Consider the following 16,479-nt stretch of genomic DNA (forward strand, 5'->3'; position numbering starts at 1 on the left):
TGCCTAAAATATGAGAGTTTTTCCAAACATCATTTTTTAATCACTGATATTCCTCAGGAAGCGGTCCTTTTATGCCCCTTATCCCATTTAGAAGCAGTGCGTCTCATCCCAAAGGAAGAAAGGACTTCCACTCTCTATTTAAATATGAATAGAGCGATCGTGTTCTGATTTATGAAAGATATCTATTATTCAATTATTAAACGAAATGAGTTATTTATTCAAAATGACTTACATCAGCCCAGTAATGTAAGTCATCTTATATTTAGTTTTTACCAGTATGACCAAAACCACCCGCGCCACGCTCGGTTGCTTCGAATTCATCCACCAGATCAAATTCAGCTTGTACTACCGGCACCAGCACATACTGAGCCAAACGCTCACCTGGTTCCAGGCTGAATGGAGTCTGGCTGCGATTCCAGACCGATACCATCAATTCACCCTGATAATCTGAATCGATGAGGCCGACCAGATTACCCAGCACGATCCCATGTTTATGACCCAGGCCTGAACGTGGCAGAATCAGACCCGCAAAGGCCGCATCTTCGATATAAATTGCCAAGCCTGTTTTCACCAAGACAGTTTGGCCCGGCTCAATGATGGTGGTTGCTTCAACACAAGCACGCAAATCCAGCCCTGCTGAACCTGTCGTAGCATAAGTCGGTAATGGCCATTCCTGACCGAGACGCGAGTCAAGGACTTTCACCTGAACTTTCATGTATTCATTCCTGTTGTTTCATTTAAAATAAGAGACAGCGTGCGTATTATCGTTTGATGAGGTTACGCAAATTATCCAGATAATGCTGTGCCTGTAATTTCGGATCGATGTTGCCGGCCAGCTTTTTCTTGCGACCTAACCATTCCAGCTCATCTTCTGGCAATTCATCCAGGAAACGGCTTGGGGTCATTTGCTTCATCTGACCACCCGCCTTGCGCTGTTCTGCCAGAGTTATGGTCAGCCCTTGACGCGCACGGGTAATCCCCACATACATCAGACGGCGCTCCTCTTCGACAGTTTCTGCAGCAATCGAGTTTTTATGTGGCAGAATTTCTTCTTCCAGCCCGATCAGATAGACATAAGGGAACTCAAGACCTTTAGATGCATGCAAGGTCAGCAGGTTGACCTTATCGGTGTCTTCTTCTTCCTGTTGCTGATCCAGCATATCCAGCAGCACCATTTTACGAATCACACTTTCAATATTCTTTTCGTCGACATCTTCAGCACGGTTAATCAGGCTCTGAATGCTGCTGTACAGCACCTCGATATTGTCGAGCTTGGTTTTTTCCTGCGCCGGCGTGGCTGCAGTTTCCTTGATGTAATCGATATAACCGGCTTCAATCATCATCTGACGAATGATCGGCACGGGTTCATCATCATCCAGTAAATTGCGGGTAAAGCCCTCAATAAAATCGGCAAACTCAGCCAATTGGGTAGTGGCCTTTTTCGGAATCACCATGGTCAGACGCTGATCTGCTGCTGCTGCCAGCAAGGACAGGTTATTTTCCTGAGCAAATAATCCAAGTTTTTCTAGTGTTACCGGACCAATCGCCCGTTTTGGCGTATTGATAATTCTCAGAAACGCGCTGTCATCTTCAGGGTTAATGATCAGGCGTAAATAACTCATCATGTCCTTGATTTCGGCACGCGCAAAGAAGGACTGTCCGCCAGAAAGTTTGTACGGAATCTGCATCTGACGTAAATAGGTTTCCAAAATACGCGCCTGAAAATTCCCGCGGTACAACACCGCATAATCTTTCCAGCTTTTACCATTCATCAATTTATGCGTGATCAGGTCTTTGACCACGCGTTCTGCTTCGTCGTCGTCATTGCGGCAGGTAATCACCCGGATCACTTCACCATGGCCTTTGTCTGACCAGAGTTTTTTTTCAAAAATATGCGGATTATTACCAATGACAGTGTTGGCTGCTTTAAGAATACGACTGGTCGAACGATAGTTCTGTTCCAGCTTGATCACTTTTAAATTCGGGAAATCTTGCTGCAGCAGGGCCATATTTTCCGGCTTAGCACCACGCCAGGCATAAATCGACTGGTCATCGTCGCCTACGGCAGTGAACTGCCCCATCACGCCCACCAGTAATTTCACCAGAATATACTGTGCGGTGTTGGTATCCTGATATTCATCGACCAGCAAATAACGCACGCGGTTTTGCCATTTGTCTCGGACTTCGGCATTTTCCTGCAGCAAGCGCGCTGGCATCACAATCAGGTCATCAAAATCTACTGCGTTATAAGCACGCAAATTACGCTCATAGAGCTGATATAAATGCGCAAACTGGACATCTTCGGCAGTTTCACAGGTGGTATGCGCCTGCTCGGGTGGAATCAGATCATTTTTCCAGTCCGAGATCATTTTCATGGCTTTGGCAATCAGTTCTTTGCTTTCCGCACCGGATAAATTATCACGATGCATCAAATCCATCAGAATGCGCTTGCAGTCATCTGCATCCAGAATCGAGAAATTATTTTTAAGTGGGGTATGTTTCAACTCCAGGCGTAGCATATTCAGGCCAAAGGTATGGAAAGTCGAAACTGAAACACCTTTACTTTCTTCACGCGTCAATAACTTGCTGACACGTTCTTTCATCTCACGTGCTGCTTTATTGGTAAAGGTCATAGCGGTAATACGATGCGCAGGAATCCCGCAATGCTTGACTAAATACGCGATTTTTCGCGTGATCACTGAAGTCTTACCTGAACCCGCTCCTGCAAGTACTAACAAGGGTCCTTGAGTGTATTTCATGGCTTCAAGTTGCTTGTCATTTAACTGACTGGCGAGTGACATAGGGCTTCCTCTTCTAGATTCGGCTCCGATTATAGTCATCTCTGTAGCACTTTGCCTAATGCAAATTACGTTTTTAATGGTCATTAATCTGGCATAAAAAAACCACCCGAAGGTGGTTTTTTAATTCAGCATTGAATCCATAAAGAATTATTGGATTGCGTAAATGCTTAGCTCCACACGACGGTTTTGCTCACGGCCTTGTGGTGTCGCATTAGATGCGATTGGATCCGCTGAACCGAGTCCTTGCGCATTAATGCGTGTAGGTGAAATGCCCTGAGCAATCAGGTAGTTTGCAACAGCTTGTGCGCGTGCCTGAGACAGCGGGATATTGATTGAGTCATTACCAGTGCTGTCAGTATAGCCAGTCACCAGGATACCGCTCTTGGTATCTTCAGTCAGTGTCTGTGCAACCTTGTTCAAAGTTGGATAGAAATTTGGTTTGATATTCGATTTATTGGTATCAAATGTAATGTTACCAGGCATGATCAGGCCAACAGAACCATCTGGATTACGGTTAACTTCGACACCAGTACCCGCCATTTGCTGACGCAATTTTTTCTCTTTGTTATCCAGATAAACACCAGTAGCACCACCTAGGACTGCACCGATAGCAGCAGCACGGTTATTTTGACGGCTAGTATTCGCATTGCCTTTAGAAATACCGTATCCTGCTGCAGCACCAATTAAAGTACCTAAAGCAGTTTTGTCATATTCCACGCCACCCAGGTTACTACCAGTTGATTGACAACCTGTAAGTGCTACTGCCCCTGCTACAGCTGCGGAAATTACTAGTGCACGCATTGCATGCCTCCTTTTGTATGCTTTGTTGTATATAAGTGAAATAATGGATGAAACAGAATGGAATCACCATTGAATTTTTGTTAATAATAAATCGTTTAGTAATATTTTGTAATGTTTATATGTAACTAAAATGAAGGAGTTCATCACAATATCTTCATAGTTTCCTGTTCAGGCTTTTTTATTTGCTCAACTGTCTCTATATTACTCAAAATATGAAAAAATTTAAGCGATTAATTTGTGGGGACTGTTTTGATATGTCATCAAATAGCAACAAGCAAAAGACTTTAAAAAAACTGGCACGTGGCCTGACGGTCACTTCAGTCATGACCGGCAGTACGTTTTTTCATGGCCCCCCGGTGTTGGCTTTGGGTTTCACCAAACTTTTTAAAAAATCTGCAAAAGTGGATGAAACCAACATCAAGATCACCAACAGCTGGTTAGGGGTAAATAACTGGCTGATTGATCATGTCCTGAAAAACACGCAATGGCAAATCAGCATAGATGAATCGCTGGATTTAAATATGCAGGGCCGTTATTTGATGACCTGTAATCATCAAAGCTGGGTCGATACCACCGTCAACCAATACTTCGGTTTGACCCGTATGCCCCTGACGCGTTTCTTTACCAAATGGGAACTTATTTTTATTCCTTTTATCGGCCAAGCCTTTAAAATTTTAGGCTTCCCGATGATGAAACGACATAGCAAGGAACAGATTGCCAAAAATCCTGCGCTGAAATACCGGGATATGGAAGAAGCGCGCAAATCCTGTGAACAGCTGATCAGTCAGCCGTTTACCTTGTTAAATTATCTGGAAGGCACCCGCTTTACCCAGGAAAAGCACGATCAGCAGCAATCTCCCTATACATATTTACTGAAACCTAAGGCGGGTGGTCTGGCATTGGCGCTGAGCATCTTGGGCGATAAAATTGATGCACTGGTCGACATGACCATCGTTTATCCTGACGGTATTCCGGGTTATGGTGAATTTTGGTTAGGTGAAGTGCCACGTATTGCGGTAAATTTAAGAAAAATTGATATTCCTGACTGGGTGCTCGGTGGCAATTATGAAGATAATGCTGAATACCGTGCACGTTTCCAGAAATGGATAGATCAAATCTGGACTGAAAAAGATCAACTAATAGCGCAAATGCGGCAGAACTTTGACCAAAGTACTGTCTGATTTTTGCCTGAGTAACCATGAAGAACGACAACCCGGATATTACCTCCAGCTCATTTAAATTTATTCGTAAAGGAACTTGGGGCTGGAAAGTTGCACTGATTTACGACATTTTTATGATGATTTTAATCATCATCAACCTGTTCTGTCTTAGTGCCAATGCCATTTTAATAAGCGATTTTGGTCAGTGGTTGTTTGACTTCATTCGTTTACCCGAAGTCTTGCAGTTTTATAAAAGTGATTTACGCCCTTGGGTCATCATTACCGAGGGCTGGTTTACCACTTTCCTGATCTGTGAATTGCTAGCACGCTGGGGTATTGCAATTGTGCTGTGTCACCATCGACGCTGGTGGTTCTTCCCATTTGTGCACTGGTATGAAATTCTATCGATTCTGCCACAGCTACGTTTTCTGCGCCTGCTGCGTGCAGTGGCGATTGGCTATAACCTGCATAGCCACGGCTATCAGGTCATTCCCAGCCGCTGGTACCGCCAGGGTCATTTTTATTACAACATGCTGATGGAAGAACTTTCCAGCCGGGTGGTGCTGACTGTACTGGATGGCATTAAACGTGAACTAACCACGAGTACTTCACATAAACAGTTGATTGATGATTTAGTCGAACATCACCGTAAGTTACTGGCAATTGCCTTGGCAGATATCTTGCAGGAATCTTTGGGTAAGGAACTGCAGGCGCAACGCTTCATGATTGCTAAAAATGTGGGACAAGTGGTGAATAAGGCCATTGAAGATACACCAGAGTTGACCCAGCTATTACGTCTGATTCCGATTGTTGGTAGTCGAATTGAACAGCAAATTCAAAGTATTGGCCAACGTCTGGGGGAAAATATCACTCAAGGTCTGATCGATCCATTTACCCACACAGGTCAAAAAGAAAATCCGACTTTTACCATGATTTCAGATAAAATCAGCCAGATTCAGGTTGAACATAATCCTCATATTGATAAATTGGTGGAATCGGCTGTTTTTGAAACACTTGAAGCGATACGAAAACAGGTTAAAGTCAAACAGTGGCAACAGATTTTAGAAGAACATGAGCAAAATCAGAGCTCAATAGATAAATAAAGTTTAAAGTACAGAATCAGACCAAACAGTCCGGTTCTGTTCGTATAAAAAAATAACTGAGATCGCTAGAGAATTACTGCGATTTGTTCTAGGATTTGCACTATTTACAACATTGCTTCGACATAAAACCAGCAGGTCAGAAGTATTTAAGGAAGAATTATGGCTGATATACGGATAAAAGGCAGAATGGTCAATGCGATACGCATTAGTCTAGATACCAATGATCATGATGCAATCCGACAGCAACTTAGCCCAAAATTACAAGCAGCATTTCCATCTGGTACTTTGGCAGTCATTGAAAGTTCAGTGGAGCAGGAACTGATTGCCTTGATTCAGTTGTTAATCGACCTGGATATACAACCGATGGCCGTGACTGAAGGCTTACTCGGAGATCAGGCGCGTGCCATCCAGTTTCCGGTACTGCCACCTGATCGCCAGCTTGAAGAAATTAAAGCCACCAAAGAACAGGTGGTAGAAGTCAAACCTGAACCGGCAGTTGCTGCCAGTGATAATCCGGTAGTTGCAGGCCCGATCGTTGCCCATGTAACCTCATATCATGATGAAATTCTACGTACCGGCCAATGTATTGTGCAGCATAATGGCGACATTATTCTCAATGCCGGTCTGAACAGCGGTTCAGAAATCATTGCATCGGGCAATATCCATGTCTATGGCAGTGCCCGCGGCCGCCTGATTGCTGGTGCTGGTGGCAATACTGCAGCACGCATTTTTTGCCATAACCTGGAAGCTGAACTGATCTCGATTGCAGGCACCTATTGTGTGGCGGATGACATTCCACCGCATGTGGTTAAAAAATCTGTGCATATTTACTTAAATGATCAACTAGAGCTTGTATTTGAAGCTCTACAATTTTAATGTATAAATAAACACCAAAAACCCCTTTTTAAACAGGGGATTTGAACCATAACAGGAGTGGATTCGGTGGCGAAAATTGTTGTCGTAACGTCAGGCAAAGGTGGTGTAGGTAAAACTACAACAAGTGCATCTTTTGCAACAGGTTTAGCCCTACGCGGTCACAAAACTGTTGTTATTGATTTTGATGTGGGTTTACGTAACCTTGATTTGATTATGGGCTGTGAACGCCGTGTAGTTTATGATTTTGTGAATGTTTTAAATAACGAAGCACGATTACAACAAGCACTGATTCGCGATAAAGATATTGAAAACTTATATATTTTACCTGCATCACAAACACGTGATAAAGATGCCTTAACCGATGAAGGTGTTGCTCGTGTAATGGATGAGCTTTCGCAGGAATTTGATTATATTATTTGTGATTCACCTGCCGGTATTGAGCGCGGTGCCATTCTGGCCATGTACCACGCAGATGAAGCGATCATCGTAACTAACCCTGAAATTTCTTCAGTGCGTGACTCTGACCGTATCATTGGTATGCTCGACAGTAAAACTAAAAAAGTAGAACAAAACGAAGGTCGCATTCGTAAGCATCTGTGTATTACCCGTTTCAATCCGGAACGTGCCGATAAACAGGAAATGCTGACGATTGACGATATTTCTAAAGATATTTTACGTGTACCAACCTTGGGCGTGATTCCTGAGTGTCCAAGCGTTTTACAAGCATCAAATGAAGGTAAGCCGGTGATTCTTTTCACTGAGGCTTCTGCAGGTCAGGCTTATGATGACCTGGTGGCACGTTTCCTTGGCGAAGAGCGTCCTTACCGTCATATCGAGGTAAAACCTAAGGGCTGGTTAGCACGACTATTTGGAGCGTAGACATGGCAGGATTCTGGAGTAAACTTTTTAGTGGCGAGGATAAACCATCAAGCGCACGTACTGCTAAAGACCGTTTGAAGGTGATCGTTGCATCCGAACAAGGCTTGGGTCGTCGTTTGAGCCAGGACAAAATTGACCAGATGAAGATCGAAATCATGCAAGTGGTCAATCGTTATGTTCGCGGTGTTGATGAACAGCATATTCAAATGTCGGTACGTTCTGAAGCCAATATTGAAATGCTTGAAATGAATATCAATTTACCTGAAGAACGATAATCTGATTTTTGATTGGTCAAGCAAATTGATTCAAGGCAAAATATGAGACTGGATAAGCAAAGCACTGCTTTGCCCAGTCGCAAGACGAGAAGCTATGTGCTTCGAGTGGACTGGATAAGCTAAGTATAACTTTTACCCTACCGCAAGATGAGAAGCTTAGCTTCGAATAGACTGAATCACCAAACTTAAAGTATGACTTTAAGGATTTAGTCAGTCGCAAGACGAAAAGCTGCGCTTCAAGTTGGCAGGGCCAAGCAAAACGGCTTTTTTTATCCTCCAAATTTTGCCTTTTTTCATGCCGAAAAAACTACATTAGATCAAGGAAATTGCGATGGCATTATCTCAACCAGCGACCTTTAACGAAGAATGGTCAGATGAACGTGTATTTGCCTACCTGAACCAGCTTCCTCCTGCAGGCGTTAATGCTGATTTTCACGTGCTCTATCATGCTTTCAAGCATATGCGTCCATTCGATTATGAACGCCTGTTGACAAAATTTGTCGCTGATGGCCGTGATGTCAATGCAACCAATCCAGAAGGACAGCGAATTCATGACGTGATTGCCACCTTCCCACGTCAAAGTGCCGAGTTTTTGGCGGTATTGGCTAAGTTTGCCTGATTTTAAATAGTGTATTAAAAAGCCTGCTATATAAGCAGGCTTTTTTTAGGGCTGAAATTTCTGGAACTAGACCAGAATCTCACGCTTACCATTGGCACCCATGCCGCTGACAATGCCGTTTTCTTCCATCTGGTCGATAATTCGTGCAGCACGGTTATAACCCAGGCTAAACTTACGCTGGAGCGAAGACGTCGATGCCTTGCGGGTTTCTAGAACGAATGCCACACACTGATCATACAGTGCATCGCGATCTGAACCGCCCTCGCCACCATCTTCAAAACCGCGACTCGATGGTTCTTCATCAAATGGTGTCAGGATTTCATCGACATAATTTGGCGAACCACGTTCACGCCATGCATCACAGATCCGGTTCACCTCATCATCGGCAATAAAGGCGCCATGCACACGCTCAGGTTCAATCTTACCTGGGCCCAAGAACAGCATGTCACCATGACCAAGTAGGTCTTCTGCACCACCCGCATCCAGAATGGTGCGCGAGTCGATCTTCGAGTTCACACGCAGCGCGACACGCGTCGGAATGTTGGCTTTAATCAGACCGGTAATCACATCGACCGATGGTCGCTGAGTTGCTAATAGCAAGTGAATACCTGCCGCACGCGATTTTTGTGCCAGACGGGTAATCATCTCTTCAGCTTTTTTACCCACCTGCATGATCATGTCAGCAAATTCATCCGCGACAATCACAATAGATGGCAACGGCGTTAAACGCGGTGCACGCTCACCCACCACTGAATCGCTGGCCTTCCAGGTTGGATCGATCAGGTCTTCGCCATTGGCAATTGCCTCTTCGACCTTGCGGTTATAATCGCTCAGTTTACGGATTTTCAGGAAAGACATCAGCTTATAACGACGTTCCATTTCATTGACACACCAGTTCAATGCACTCACCGCATCTTTCATATCGGTGACTACAGGCGTCAACAAATGGGGAATATCGTTATAGTTGGCCAATTCCAACTGCTTTGGATCAATCAGAATCAAACGCAACTGTTCAGGGCTGTATTTGAGCAACATCGATAGAATCATCGAATTGACTGCGACCGATTTACCTGAACCCGTGGTTCCGGCCACCAGCATATGCGGCGCTTTGCCCAAGTCAGCAATCACCGGATTACCGGAAATATCCTTACCCATTGCCATGGAGAGGATGCTGTTCGGATCAGTGAAGGCTGGAATGGTGAGAAGTTCAATTAAACGCACCATTTCACGGGTACTGTTTGGTACTTCAATACCGATATACGGTTTGCCCGGAATCACTTCAACCACACGAACCGATGCCATCGACATTGAACGTGCCAGATCTCGGGAAATATTCGTCACTTTAGAGGCTTTTACCCCTGGTGCCAGATCCAGTTCAAAACGTGTCACGACTGGGCCCGGCTGTGCTTCTACCACTTTGGCTTTGACATTAAATTCTTGCAGCTTGATTTCAAGCAGTTCAGATAAACGTACCAACTGTTCTTCGGTAAAATTCACTTTTTTATTCGGATCGACTTTATCCAGCAAATCGAGACCCGGAAGAGGCGATAGGTCTTTACGACGCTCAGCCACTTGCATGGCGCGTGACATTGGACGGCCTGAAGCATCGGTTAAAGGTGCGTCAAAATCAAACTCGTCTTCATCTTGTGGCTTACCCGCCGTTTCTTGCCAGGCTTCTACAAATTCTTCTTTAGATAAAGCCTCGCGTACTGATGCATGGGTTGCAGAAGGATGAGATGCCGGCTGCGCTACACCTTGATGCTGAATCGGTGCCTGTACAAAAGCAGAGGATTGCGCGTAGCTAGATGCGCGTACAGGTTGAGTTGGCTCCTCTTCAACCAGTAAATCACCCAGATCATCCAGATCGGCTTGTAATGCGCTATTTTTTACTGCATGTGCGGTTGCTACAGAGGCCATAACAGGCGCAACATTGGCAATATCTTCTGCAAATCTCAGAGACTTTTCAGCAGGCGCAGCATTGAATGGGCTATGCACATCTGTCGCAGTTTTCCCTTGTGGAACAGCAGCCAGCAGTTCATCAAAGATTTCATCATCATCCCAGTCTAGCGCTGTATGTGTAGCAGGCGCTGTTCCGGCTTGTGAATGCGGCTGAGACGGCATAGCTGGGGAATTAGCTAAATGTGAAGCTGGAGCACTGTGCTGCTCTTCTTCGGCAGCTTTGAGTAAGGCATCAATATCCTGTTTATGGCGCTGATCTTCATTGGAATGTAAGGCACGCCATACCTGCCCTGTTGCCACAACACGGTCCGGCTGTTGAGGCACTTGCTGTGCTTGCTTAAATGTTTCGACAGGCTCAGCAGCCTGCTGCACAGTTTCGGGAATATTGTCATCGAACTGCGGCTGTTGTGATTCTTTATCAGCAAAATCATCAAATAAGCGTTCAGCCACCTGATCACGCACCACCGGATCGATATTGACCAGTTGATGCTCCGGTGCAGGCGTGACGGCAACAGCTACTTTTTTCGCATTATTGACTGGCTCTTTTTTTGCGACAGCTGCAGTCCGGTCAAAATCAGACATACCTTCAGGTACATTGCGATAGAACAGATCCTGTAAATAAGCCGGGGTGGCCTTGATGCTGCTCCAGGTTTTATTCCACTTCACCCCAAAGGCCAAGGTAAATAATACCACCCACAGCACCAGCAGAAAGAATGCTGCACCATATACCGTCAGCAGTTGTTCCAGACTTTGGCCCAGTTCATAGCCAATGATACCTCCAGAAGAATTATCCAGCGTATCGCTAGGAACTTGCCAGAATAAAAACAACAATGCTGATGTGGTCAAAAGCAAGAAGAATTGGGCGGCATAGCGGAATGGCCGGTTCAGGAAGCTGCGCGGCCACCAGACCTGAATCGCTTCCATAAACAGATAGGCAGGAATCAGCAGACTTGCCCAACCGAGAAAGCCAAACAAAAGGTCTGCAATCCAGGCACCCGCTACCCCACTGGCATTCGAAACGGTTTGCGTATCGCTAGAGATATGCATCCATCCCGGATCAAATGGCGTATAGGTCACTGTTGCAAGAAACAGATAAATCCCAAACGAGACTAAAAATAATGTCATTATTAAGCGCTGTGCATAGGCACTCGACACCGCTGTCATATACTGTCCTGTAACCAATTCTTCATGAATATTCTTTTGCTTTAATACTTAAAAAAAGCGACGCAATAATATATATATTATGCACCTGTTCTATAAAAAAAGATGCACTATTGTGCAAGCACAATGTGTACTTATGCTATATAGCCCAAATCGATTTCACTGATCAATAATATCAACTTTAATCTCACACCACTGTTATACAGTTTCACGTATAATTCAATAAATTTCTAAATAAAAAAGGATACAGCTGATGAGCGCACGTCACTCACGACTGATTATTTTAGGTTCTGGCCCTGCAGGCTATAGCGCAGCAGTCTATGCAGCGCGTGCAAACTTGAAACCCACCCTGATTGCAGGCTTGCAACTGGGTGGGCAGCTTACTACGACCACTGAAGTAGATAACTGGCCGGGTGACCCTGAAGGCTTAACTGGCCCTGCATTGATGGAGCGTATGCAGGCGCATGCCGAGCGCTTTGGCACTGAAATCGTATATGACCACATCAATGAAGTTGACCTGAGCCAGCGTCCTTTCGTATTAAAAGGCGATATGGAAGAGTTCACTTGTGATGCGTTAATCATCTGTACCGGTGCAACAGCTCAATACCTTGGCCTTGAATCTGAAGCTGCCTTTATGGGTCAGGGGGTGAGTGCCTGTGCCACCTGTGACGGTTTCTTCTATAAAAACCAGAAAGTGATGGTTGTTGGTGGTGGTAATACCGCTGTTGAAGAAGCGTTATACTTATCCAATATTGCTTCGCATGTGACCCTGGTACATCGCCGTGATTCATTACGTTCTGAAAAAATCTTGCAAGATCATTTATTTGCTAAAGAAAAAGAAGGCAAGATCAGCATTATCTGGAACCATCAAGTCGATGAAGTACTCGGGGATGCACAATCTGGTGTGACCTCAGTACGTATTAAGTCAACTCTGGATGGCTCGACTCAAAATGTTGACGTAACTGGTATGTTTGTCGCAATTGGTCACAAACCAAATAGCGGCATGTTTGAAGGCCAGTTAGAGCTTCGTGACGGTTATATCCAGGTACAAAGTGGTACTGCAGGTAATGCAACCCAAACTTCGGTGCCGGGTGTATTTGCAGCCGGTGACATTGCTGACAGCATTTACCGTCAGGCAATTACTTCTGCGGGTTCAGGCTGTATGGCTGCACTGGATGCGGAAAAATATCTTGATGCCATGGGCAAACTAGACTAAGCAGCAAAAATAAAAAAGCCGTCCTGATGGGCGGCTTTTTTATTGCTAGAATTAGATTATGATTTATCTATAGTTTTATTTCAGGTCTGCCATGCATCTACTTCCTCGCTCACAGTTTATTTTTCCTGACCCGATGGCGGTTGATCCTGACGGTGAAGGGCTGATTTGCATTGGCGCAGACCTCTCCCCTTCCACACTTTTTGAAGCCTATACCCATGGCTTATTCCCTTGGTTTTCTGAGGGTGAACCCATTTGCTGGTGGAGTCCTGAACCACGCTGTATTATTCGGCCCCATGATTATCATCCTAGTAAATCCCTGATCCGCAATATGAAAAAATGGGACTATAAAATTACGGTCAATCATGCTTTTGAAAGGGTGATTCGTTCCTGTTCACTGCCGCGTGCTTATGCAGAAGATACCTGGATTAGTGAAGATATTATCGCAGGATACTGTGACATGTTCGATGCCGGATATGGCTATAGTATTGAGGTCTGGGAAGATGATCGCATCGTAGGTGGGCTTTATGGTGTGACGATTGGCCAGGGTTGTTTTGGTGAATCGATGTTTAGTACGCAGACCGATGCTTCTAAAATGGCTTTCTATACTTTAATGTTGATTGGGCAGGAAAATGAACTGCCCTGGATCGACTGCCAGCTGGTGAATGATCACCTGTTAAGCCTGGGTGCCTGCACACTTTCTCGCCAGGCCTATCTTACTTCGTTACAAGATATTGTAAAAAAGCCTGCTATCGATTGGAAAAAGTATCAGGAAGGTGTATTTTCAAGTAAAACAATAGCGCAAAACGCGCGATTAAGTGAATGAAAATAACAGAGGGTAGTTGTTATGAACTCTTATCAGCCAAAGGCCCTACTGAACGATTTACAGTATTATATTACGCCGCCACATGACTGCAGCTATTTGCCCAACAAGTCAGCGCGCATGGTTTTTCTGGATCCTGCGCATCGTATAGATGTGGTGACTTTATCGGAACTGTCACGTACCGGTTTCCGTCGCAGTGGCGATTTTGTCTATCGTCCCGAATGTCACCTGTGCCGTCAATGCCTGTCTTCGCGTGTGCCGGTCGCTGAATTCCGCATGAACAGTTCACAAAAAAAAGCCTGGAAACGCAATCAGGATCTGCTGATGAAACTTACCAGTCCAAAGCAAGCCGGTGACCTGCACTATGCACTGTATGAACGCTACATCAATGAACGCCACGCAGATGGCGACATGTTTCCCCCCACTCGGGACCAGTTCGAAAAATTTTTATTGCAAAGCTGTACCGATAGCTTCTTTCTAGAATTATGGCAGGATGATCGTTTGATCAGCGTTTCCACCTGCGACTTGCTGGATGATGGCATCTCTGCCGTCTATACCTTCTTTGATCCGGATGAAAATCGCCGCTCACTCGGTGCATTTGCCATTCTGAAACAGATTGAACATGCACAAAAGCTTGGCTTACAGTTTATCTATCTGGGTTATTGGGTACCGCATTCCAACAAGATGAATTACAAATCCCAGTATCTGCCACTGGAACTCTTGATAGATGGACAATGGCGACGCTTAAATCATGCCCTGAGTGCCACGGAGATTCAGCACCTGGGAAACTCATTGATGACGACCTTACCCAGCGGATGGAATCACCAGATCATTAAATAAGCTCGTCAGCTTCTCTTATTTAAACAGGCTGGCAAAATCATCGGTACATGCTTTCACCATAATGATGGCATGTTCGCGACCTCTGTTGCTGGTCGGATAATAATTCTTGCGCAGATCAATCTGATGAAAGCCTGATTTTTCATAAAGCTTGATTGCGGCCTGATTACTTTCGCGAACTTCAAGAAAAATCTGTACCGGATTATTCTTGAGCATGGCTACTGAAGCCTCCAGTAACTGATAGCCCAAACCACGGCCTTGCTGTGCCGGATCAACTGCCATCAGCAATAAATTAGCTTCATCCAGCACCGGTTGTAAAATACAAAACCCTACCACCTGCCCCTGCACTTCGATTACTGTGCTTTGATAAGCTGTCACAGCATCCTCAAACTGCTTCAAGGTCCAGGGATGTGATTGAACCAATCTCTCAATCTTTGCAACGGCTTCTACATCCGCTGCTTGCATTAAACGAATCATCTTCGTTCATCTTATATAGAATCAACCTTCGCATTATAGAAACTTCATACAAAAAATCGAACAAAAAAAAGAGCGATTTCTGTCGCTCTTCAATATTCAGCTCTGTTACAGACCCAGTTCGGCTTTCCAGGTTGCCAGCAGCCGATCTGTATGAAGATCATTCGGATGGAATCCCGGTTTAAAATACATCAGCATTTCTTTAGCCATACCCGTAATCACGCCTTTAGAAGGACTGTAAGCATAAGTATAAATAGAATTTAAGGATTCAAGATTGAGCTGCCGATCCTGTTTGAGTAAACGGGCAAGGAAATAGCTTTGCACCACAAACAATGTCGCCATCGCGATGACCAAGGATGAGGTACGCAGTGCATATGCTTTTAAGCCTTTTCCAAAAACGCCTTCAAAGACATCATAAGCGACTGCCTTATGTTCATTTTCTTCGATGGCATGCCATAACCACATGGTTTTCATAGTTTCATCTGTCATCAGTTCTTGAATGTGGCTATTGGTTAACAGCTGTGAGGCAATCGTTGCGGTGAAATGCTCAAGTGCCGTCGTTGCAGTCAAATCTATCATTTCTTGGGTTATACCCACAGGCTTAGCCAATTTGGCCATGACTTTACGCGTCATTTGAATGACTTTATCGGTATAACGATCAAGTGTCTCCACATCATGTCCATGCTTTTGTGCAGAAGCATTAAACCCGATATGCTCATGAGTATGCATGGCTTCTTGACCAATAAAAGCGGAAATTTCTTTTTGTAATGCATCGTTATTGGCGATGGCAGGATGTTTACGCACTACACGTACGCTATCGATGAAGTACTTTTCACCCGCTGGAAATAGTGCAGATAATGCGGTCATAAAATGTGTGAGACCTGCTGAACCATTCATCCAGTATTCCGGTACAGCATCAAAATCAAAGTTCATGCGACGAACCGGAAAACTTGCACCCGCACGATTGGTAATATTTACTTTAGCGTTCATCTGACCACTCCATCGGGTCAATTCAGGCCCGAAAATGTAATATTCATATTCTTATTTGTATACTACGTGGTAATTTTTTTTACATAAGTGCAGTTTAGGTCAGGCCAATATCAGATAAGGCCAGCTTTATAAATAATTGTCAGACATTTTTTTTTAGTGTTATACAAATTTAAGTCAAAAAAAGCGCCTCAAAGAGGCGCTTTTTTTTACACAATTAGTGATTATGCAGTTACTTTAGAAACTACACCAGCACCAACTGTACGACCGCCTTCACGGATCGCAAAACGTAGACCTGGGTCCATTGCGATCGGGTGGATTAGCTCTACTGACATCTCAACGTTGTCACCAGGCATAACCATTTCCACGCCTTCTTTAAGCGAGATCGCACCAGTTACGTCCGTAGTACGGAAGTAGAACTGTGGACGGTAGCCGTTAAGGAATGGAGTGTGACGACCACCTTCTTCTTTAGAAAGTACGTATACTTCCGCATCGAATTTAGTATGTGGCT

General features: G+C 44.6%; 16 protein-coding genes. 9 read left to right on the plus strand and 7 right to left on the minus strand.

The genetic code is table 11. From position 1 onward, the window contains the following. Nucleotides 1–262 precede the first annotated feature (262 nt). The 3 genes from dut to KUG37_RS11105 form a co-directional block, all read right to left on the minus strand. Entirely contained in the window at nucleotides 263–715 is a 453-nt protein-coding gene (gene dut, locus KUG37_RS11095) for a dUTP diphosphatase (RefSeq protein WP_216936469.1), read from the minus strand. A 46-nt stretch (nucleotides 716–761) separates the two neighbouring features. Continuing rightward, nucleotides 762–2,801, minus strand: a complete 2,040-nt coding sequence (locus tag KUG37_RS11100; protein ID WP_216936471.1) for a UvrD-helicase domain-containing protein — start codon at nucleotides 2,799–2,801, stop codon at nucleotides 762–764. Between the two features lie 147 nt (nucleotides 2,802–2,948). Next, on the minus strand, nucleotides 2,949–3,602 hold the full coding sequence (locus KUG37_RS11105) for an OmpA family protein (protein WP_216936473.1): 654 nt from the start codon (nucleotides 3,600–3,602) through the stop codon (nucleotides 2,949–2,951). Nucleotides 3,603–3,856: 254 nt separating this feature from the next. On the opposite strand from KUG37_RS11105, the gene KUG37_RS11110 reads away from it, so the two are divergent. From KUG37_RS11110 to KUG37_RS11135, 6 genes are all read left to right on the plus strand, one after another. After that, nucleotides 3,857–4,783 (plus strand): acyltransferase, encoded by a 927-nt coding sequence (locus tag KUG37_RS11110; protein ID WP_216936475.1) that lies wholly within the window; start codon nucleotides 3,857–3,859, stop codon nucleotides 4,781–4,783. Between the two features lie 17 nt (nucleotides 4,784–4,800). Continuing rightward, nucleotides 4,801–5,865 carry a preprotein translocase subunit SecA gene (locus tag KUG37_RS11115; protein ID WP_216936477.1) on the plus strand — a complete coding sequence of 355 codons (1,065 nt, stop codon included), beginning with the start codon at nucleotides 4,801–4,803 and terminating at the stop codon, nucleotides 5,863–5,865. Nucleotides 5,866–6,024: 159 nt separating this feature from the next. Beyond that, the gene (minC, locus tag KUG37_RS11120) at nucleotides 6,025–6,741 is read left to right on the plus strand and encodes a septum site-determining protein MinC (RefSeq protein ID WP_216936479.1); all 717 of its coding nucleotides are present in this window, start codon (nucleotides 6,025–6,027) and stop codon (nucleotides 6,739–6,741) included. A 66-nt stretch (nucleotides 6,742–6,807) separates the two neighbouring features. Continuing rightward, a complete protein-coding gene (gene minD, locus KUG37_RS11125; RefSeq protein ID WP_004646120.1) occupies nucleotides 6,808–7,620 on the plus strand; it encodes a septum site-determining protein MinD in 813 nt (270 codons plus the stop codon). Between the two features lie 2 nt (nucleotides 7,621–7,622). Continuing rightward, nucleotides 7,623–7,895 carry a cell division topological specificity factor MinE gene (gene minE / locus KUG37_RS11130; RefSeq protein WP_216936481.1) on the plus strand — a complete coding sequence of 91 codons (273 nt, stop codon included), beginning with the start codon at nucleotides 7,623–7,625 and terminating at the stop codon, nucleotides 7,893–7,895. A 331-nt stretch (nucleotides 7,896–8,226) separates the two neighbouring features. Next, entirely contained in the window at nucleotides 8,227–8,514 is a 288-nt protein-coding gene (locus KUG37_RS11135) for a PA4642 family protein (protein WP_005096030.1), read from the plus strand. A 66-nt stretch (nucleotides 8,515–8,580) separates the two neighbouring features. Here the strand turns inward: KUG37_RS11135 and KUG37_RS11140 are convergent, their stop codons facing one another. Beyond that, nucleotides 8,581–11,637: a DNA translocase FtsK gene (locus KUG37_RS11140; protein ID WP_216936484.1), complete on the minus strand. Its 3,057-nt coding sequence runs from the start codon at nucleotides 11,635–11,637 to the stop codon at nucleotides 8,581–8,583. Nucleotides 11,638–11,887: 250 nt separating this feature from the next. On the opposite strand from KUG37_RS11140, the gene trxB reads away from it, so the two are divergent. The 3 genes from trxB (at nucleotide 11,888) to KUG37_RS11155 (ending at nucleotide 14,510) form a co-directional block, all read left to right on the plus strand. After that, a complete protein-coding gene (gene trxB, locus KUG37_RS11145; RefSeq protein WP_216936486.1) occupies nucleotides 11,888–12,850 on the plus strand; it encodes a thioredoxin-disulfide reductase in 963 nt (320 codons plus the stop codon). A 91-nt stretch (nucleotides 12,851–12,941) separates the two neighbouring features. After that, nucleotides 12,942–13,673: a leucyl/phenylalanyl-tRNA--protein transferase gene (gene aat, locus KUG37_RS11150; protein WP_216936488.1), complete on the plus strand. Its 732-nt coding sequence runs from the start codon at nucleotides 12,942–12,944 to the stop codon at nucleotides 13,671–13,673. Nucleotides 13,674–13,694: 21 nt separating this feature from the next. Then, nucleotides 13,695–14,510: an arginyltransferase gene (locus tag KUG37_RS11155; protein WP_216936490.1), complete on the plus strand. Its 816-nt coding sequence runs from the start codon at nucleotides 13,695–13,697 to the stop codon at nucleotides 14,508–14,510. Between the two features lie 15 nt (nucleotides 14,511–14,525). Here the strand turns inward: KUG37_RS11155 and rimI are convergent, their stop codons facing one another. The 3 genes from rimI to KUG37_RS11170 form a co-directional block, all read right to left on the minus strand. Next, nucleotides 14,526–14,984, minus strand: coding sequence for a ribosomal protein S18-alanine N-acetyltransferase (rimI, locus tag KUG37_RS11160; RefSeq protein WP_216936492.1), 459 nt, complete (start codon nucleotides 14,982–14,984; stop codon nucleotides 14,526–14,528). Between the two features lie 105 nt (nucleotides 14,985–15,089). Then, a complete protein-coding gene (locus KUG37_RS11165; protein WP_216936495.1) occupies nucleotides 15,090–15,971 on the minus strand; it encodes a metal-dependent hydrolase in 882 nt (293 codons plus the stop codon). A 221-nt stretch (nucleotides 15,972–16,192) separates the two neighbouring features. Continuing rightward, nucleotides 16,193–16,479: elongation factor Tu (locus KUG37_RS11170; RefSeq protein WP_216936497.1), on the minus strand; the 287-nt coding region annotated here is incomplete at its 5' end.

The organism is Acinetobacter sp. BY419 (genome assembly GCF_019038395.1).
GTDB lineage: Bacteria > Pseudomonadota > Gammaproteobacteria > Pseudomonadales > Moraxellaceae > Acinetobacter.

What these genes read in the sequence shown, in the direction of transcription:
- aat (WP_216936488.1), top strand. Translation starts at nt 12,942, where the DNA reads ATGCATCTACTTCCTCGCTCACAGTTTATTTTTCCTGACCCGATGGCG.
- trxB (WP_216936486.1), top strand. Translation starts at nt 11,888, where the DNA reads ATGAGCGCACGTCACTCACGACTGATTATTTTAGGTTCTGGCCCTGCA.
- rimI (WP_216936492.1), bottom strand. Translation starts at nt 14,984, where the DNA reads ATGATTCGTTTAATGCAAGCAGCGGATGTAGAAGCCGTTGCAAAGATT.
- KUG37_RS11110 (WP_216936475.1), top strand. Translation starts at nt 3,857, where the DNA reads ATGTCATCAAATAGCAACAAGCAAAAGACTTTAAAAAAACTGGCACGT.
- KUG37_RS11100 (WP_216936471.1), bottom strand. Translation starts at nt 2,801, where the DNA reads ATGTCACTCGCCAGTCAGTTAAATGACAAGCAACTTGAAGCCATGAAA.
- dut (WP_216936469.1), bottom strand. Translation starts at nt 715, where the DNA reads ATGAAAGTTCAGGTGAAAGTCCTTGACTCGCGTCTCGGTCAGGAATGG.
- KUG37_RS11140 (WP_216936484.1), bottom strand. Translation starts at nt 11,637, where the DNA reads ATGACAGCGGTGTCGAGTGCCTATGCACAGCGCTTAATAATGACATTA.
- minC (WP_216936479.1), top strand. Translation starts at nt 6,025, where the DNA reads ATGGCTGATATACGGATAAAAGGCAGAATGGTCAATGCGATACGCATT.
- KUG37_RS11165 (WP_216936495.1), bottom strand. Translation starts at nt 15,971, where the DNA reads ATGAACGCTAAAGTAAATATTACCAATCGTGCGGGTGCAAGTTTTCCG.
- KUG37_RS11115 (WP_216936477.1), top strand. Translation starts at nt 4,801, where the DNA reads ATGAAGAACGACAACCCGGATATTACCTCCAGCTCATTTAAATTTATT.
- KUG37_RS11135 (WP_005096030.1), top strand. Translation starts at nt 8,227, where the DNA reads ATGGCATTATCTCAACCAGCGACCTTTAACGAAGAATGGTCAGATGAA.
- KUG37_RS11105 (WP_216936473.1), bottom strand. Translation starts at nt 3,602, where the DNA reads ATGCGTGCACTAGTAATTTCCGCAGCTGTAGCAGGGGCAGTAGCACTT.
- minE (WP_216936481.1), top strand. Translation starts at nt 7,623, where the DNA reads ATGGCAGGATTCTGGAGTAAACTTTTTAGTGGCGAGGATAAACCATCA.
- KUG37_RS11155 (WP_216936490.1), top strand. Translation starts at nt 13,695, where the DNA reads ATGAACTCTTATCAGCCAAAGGCCCTACTGAACGATTTACAGTATTAT.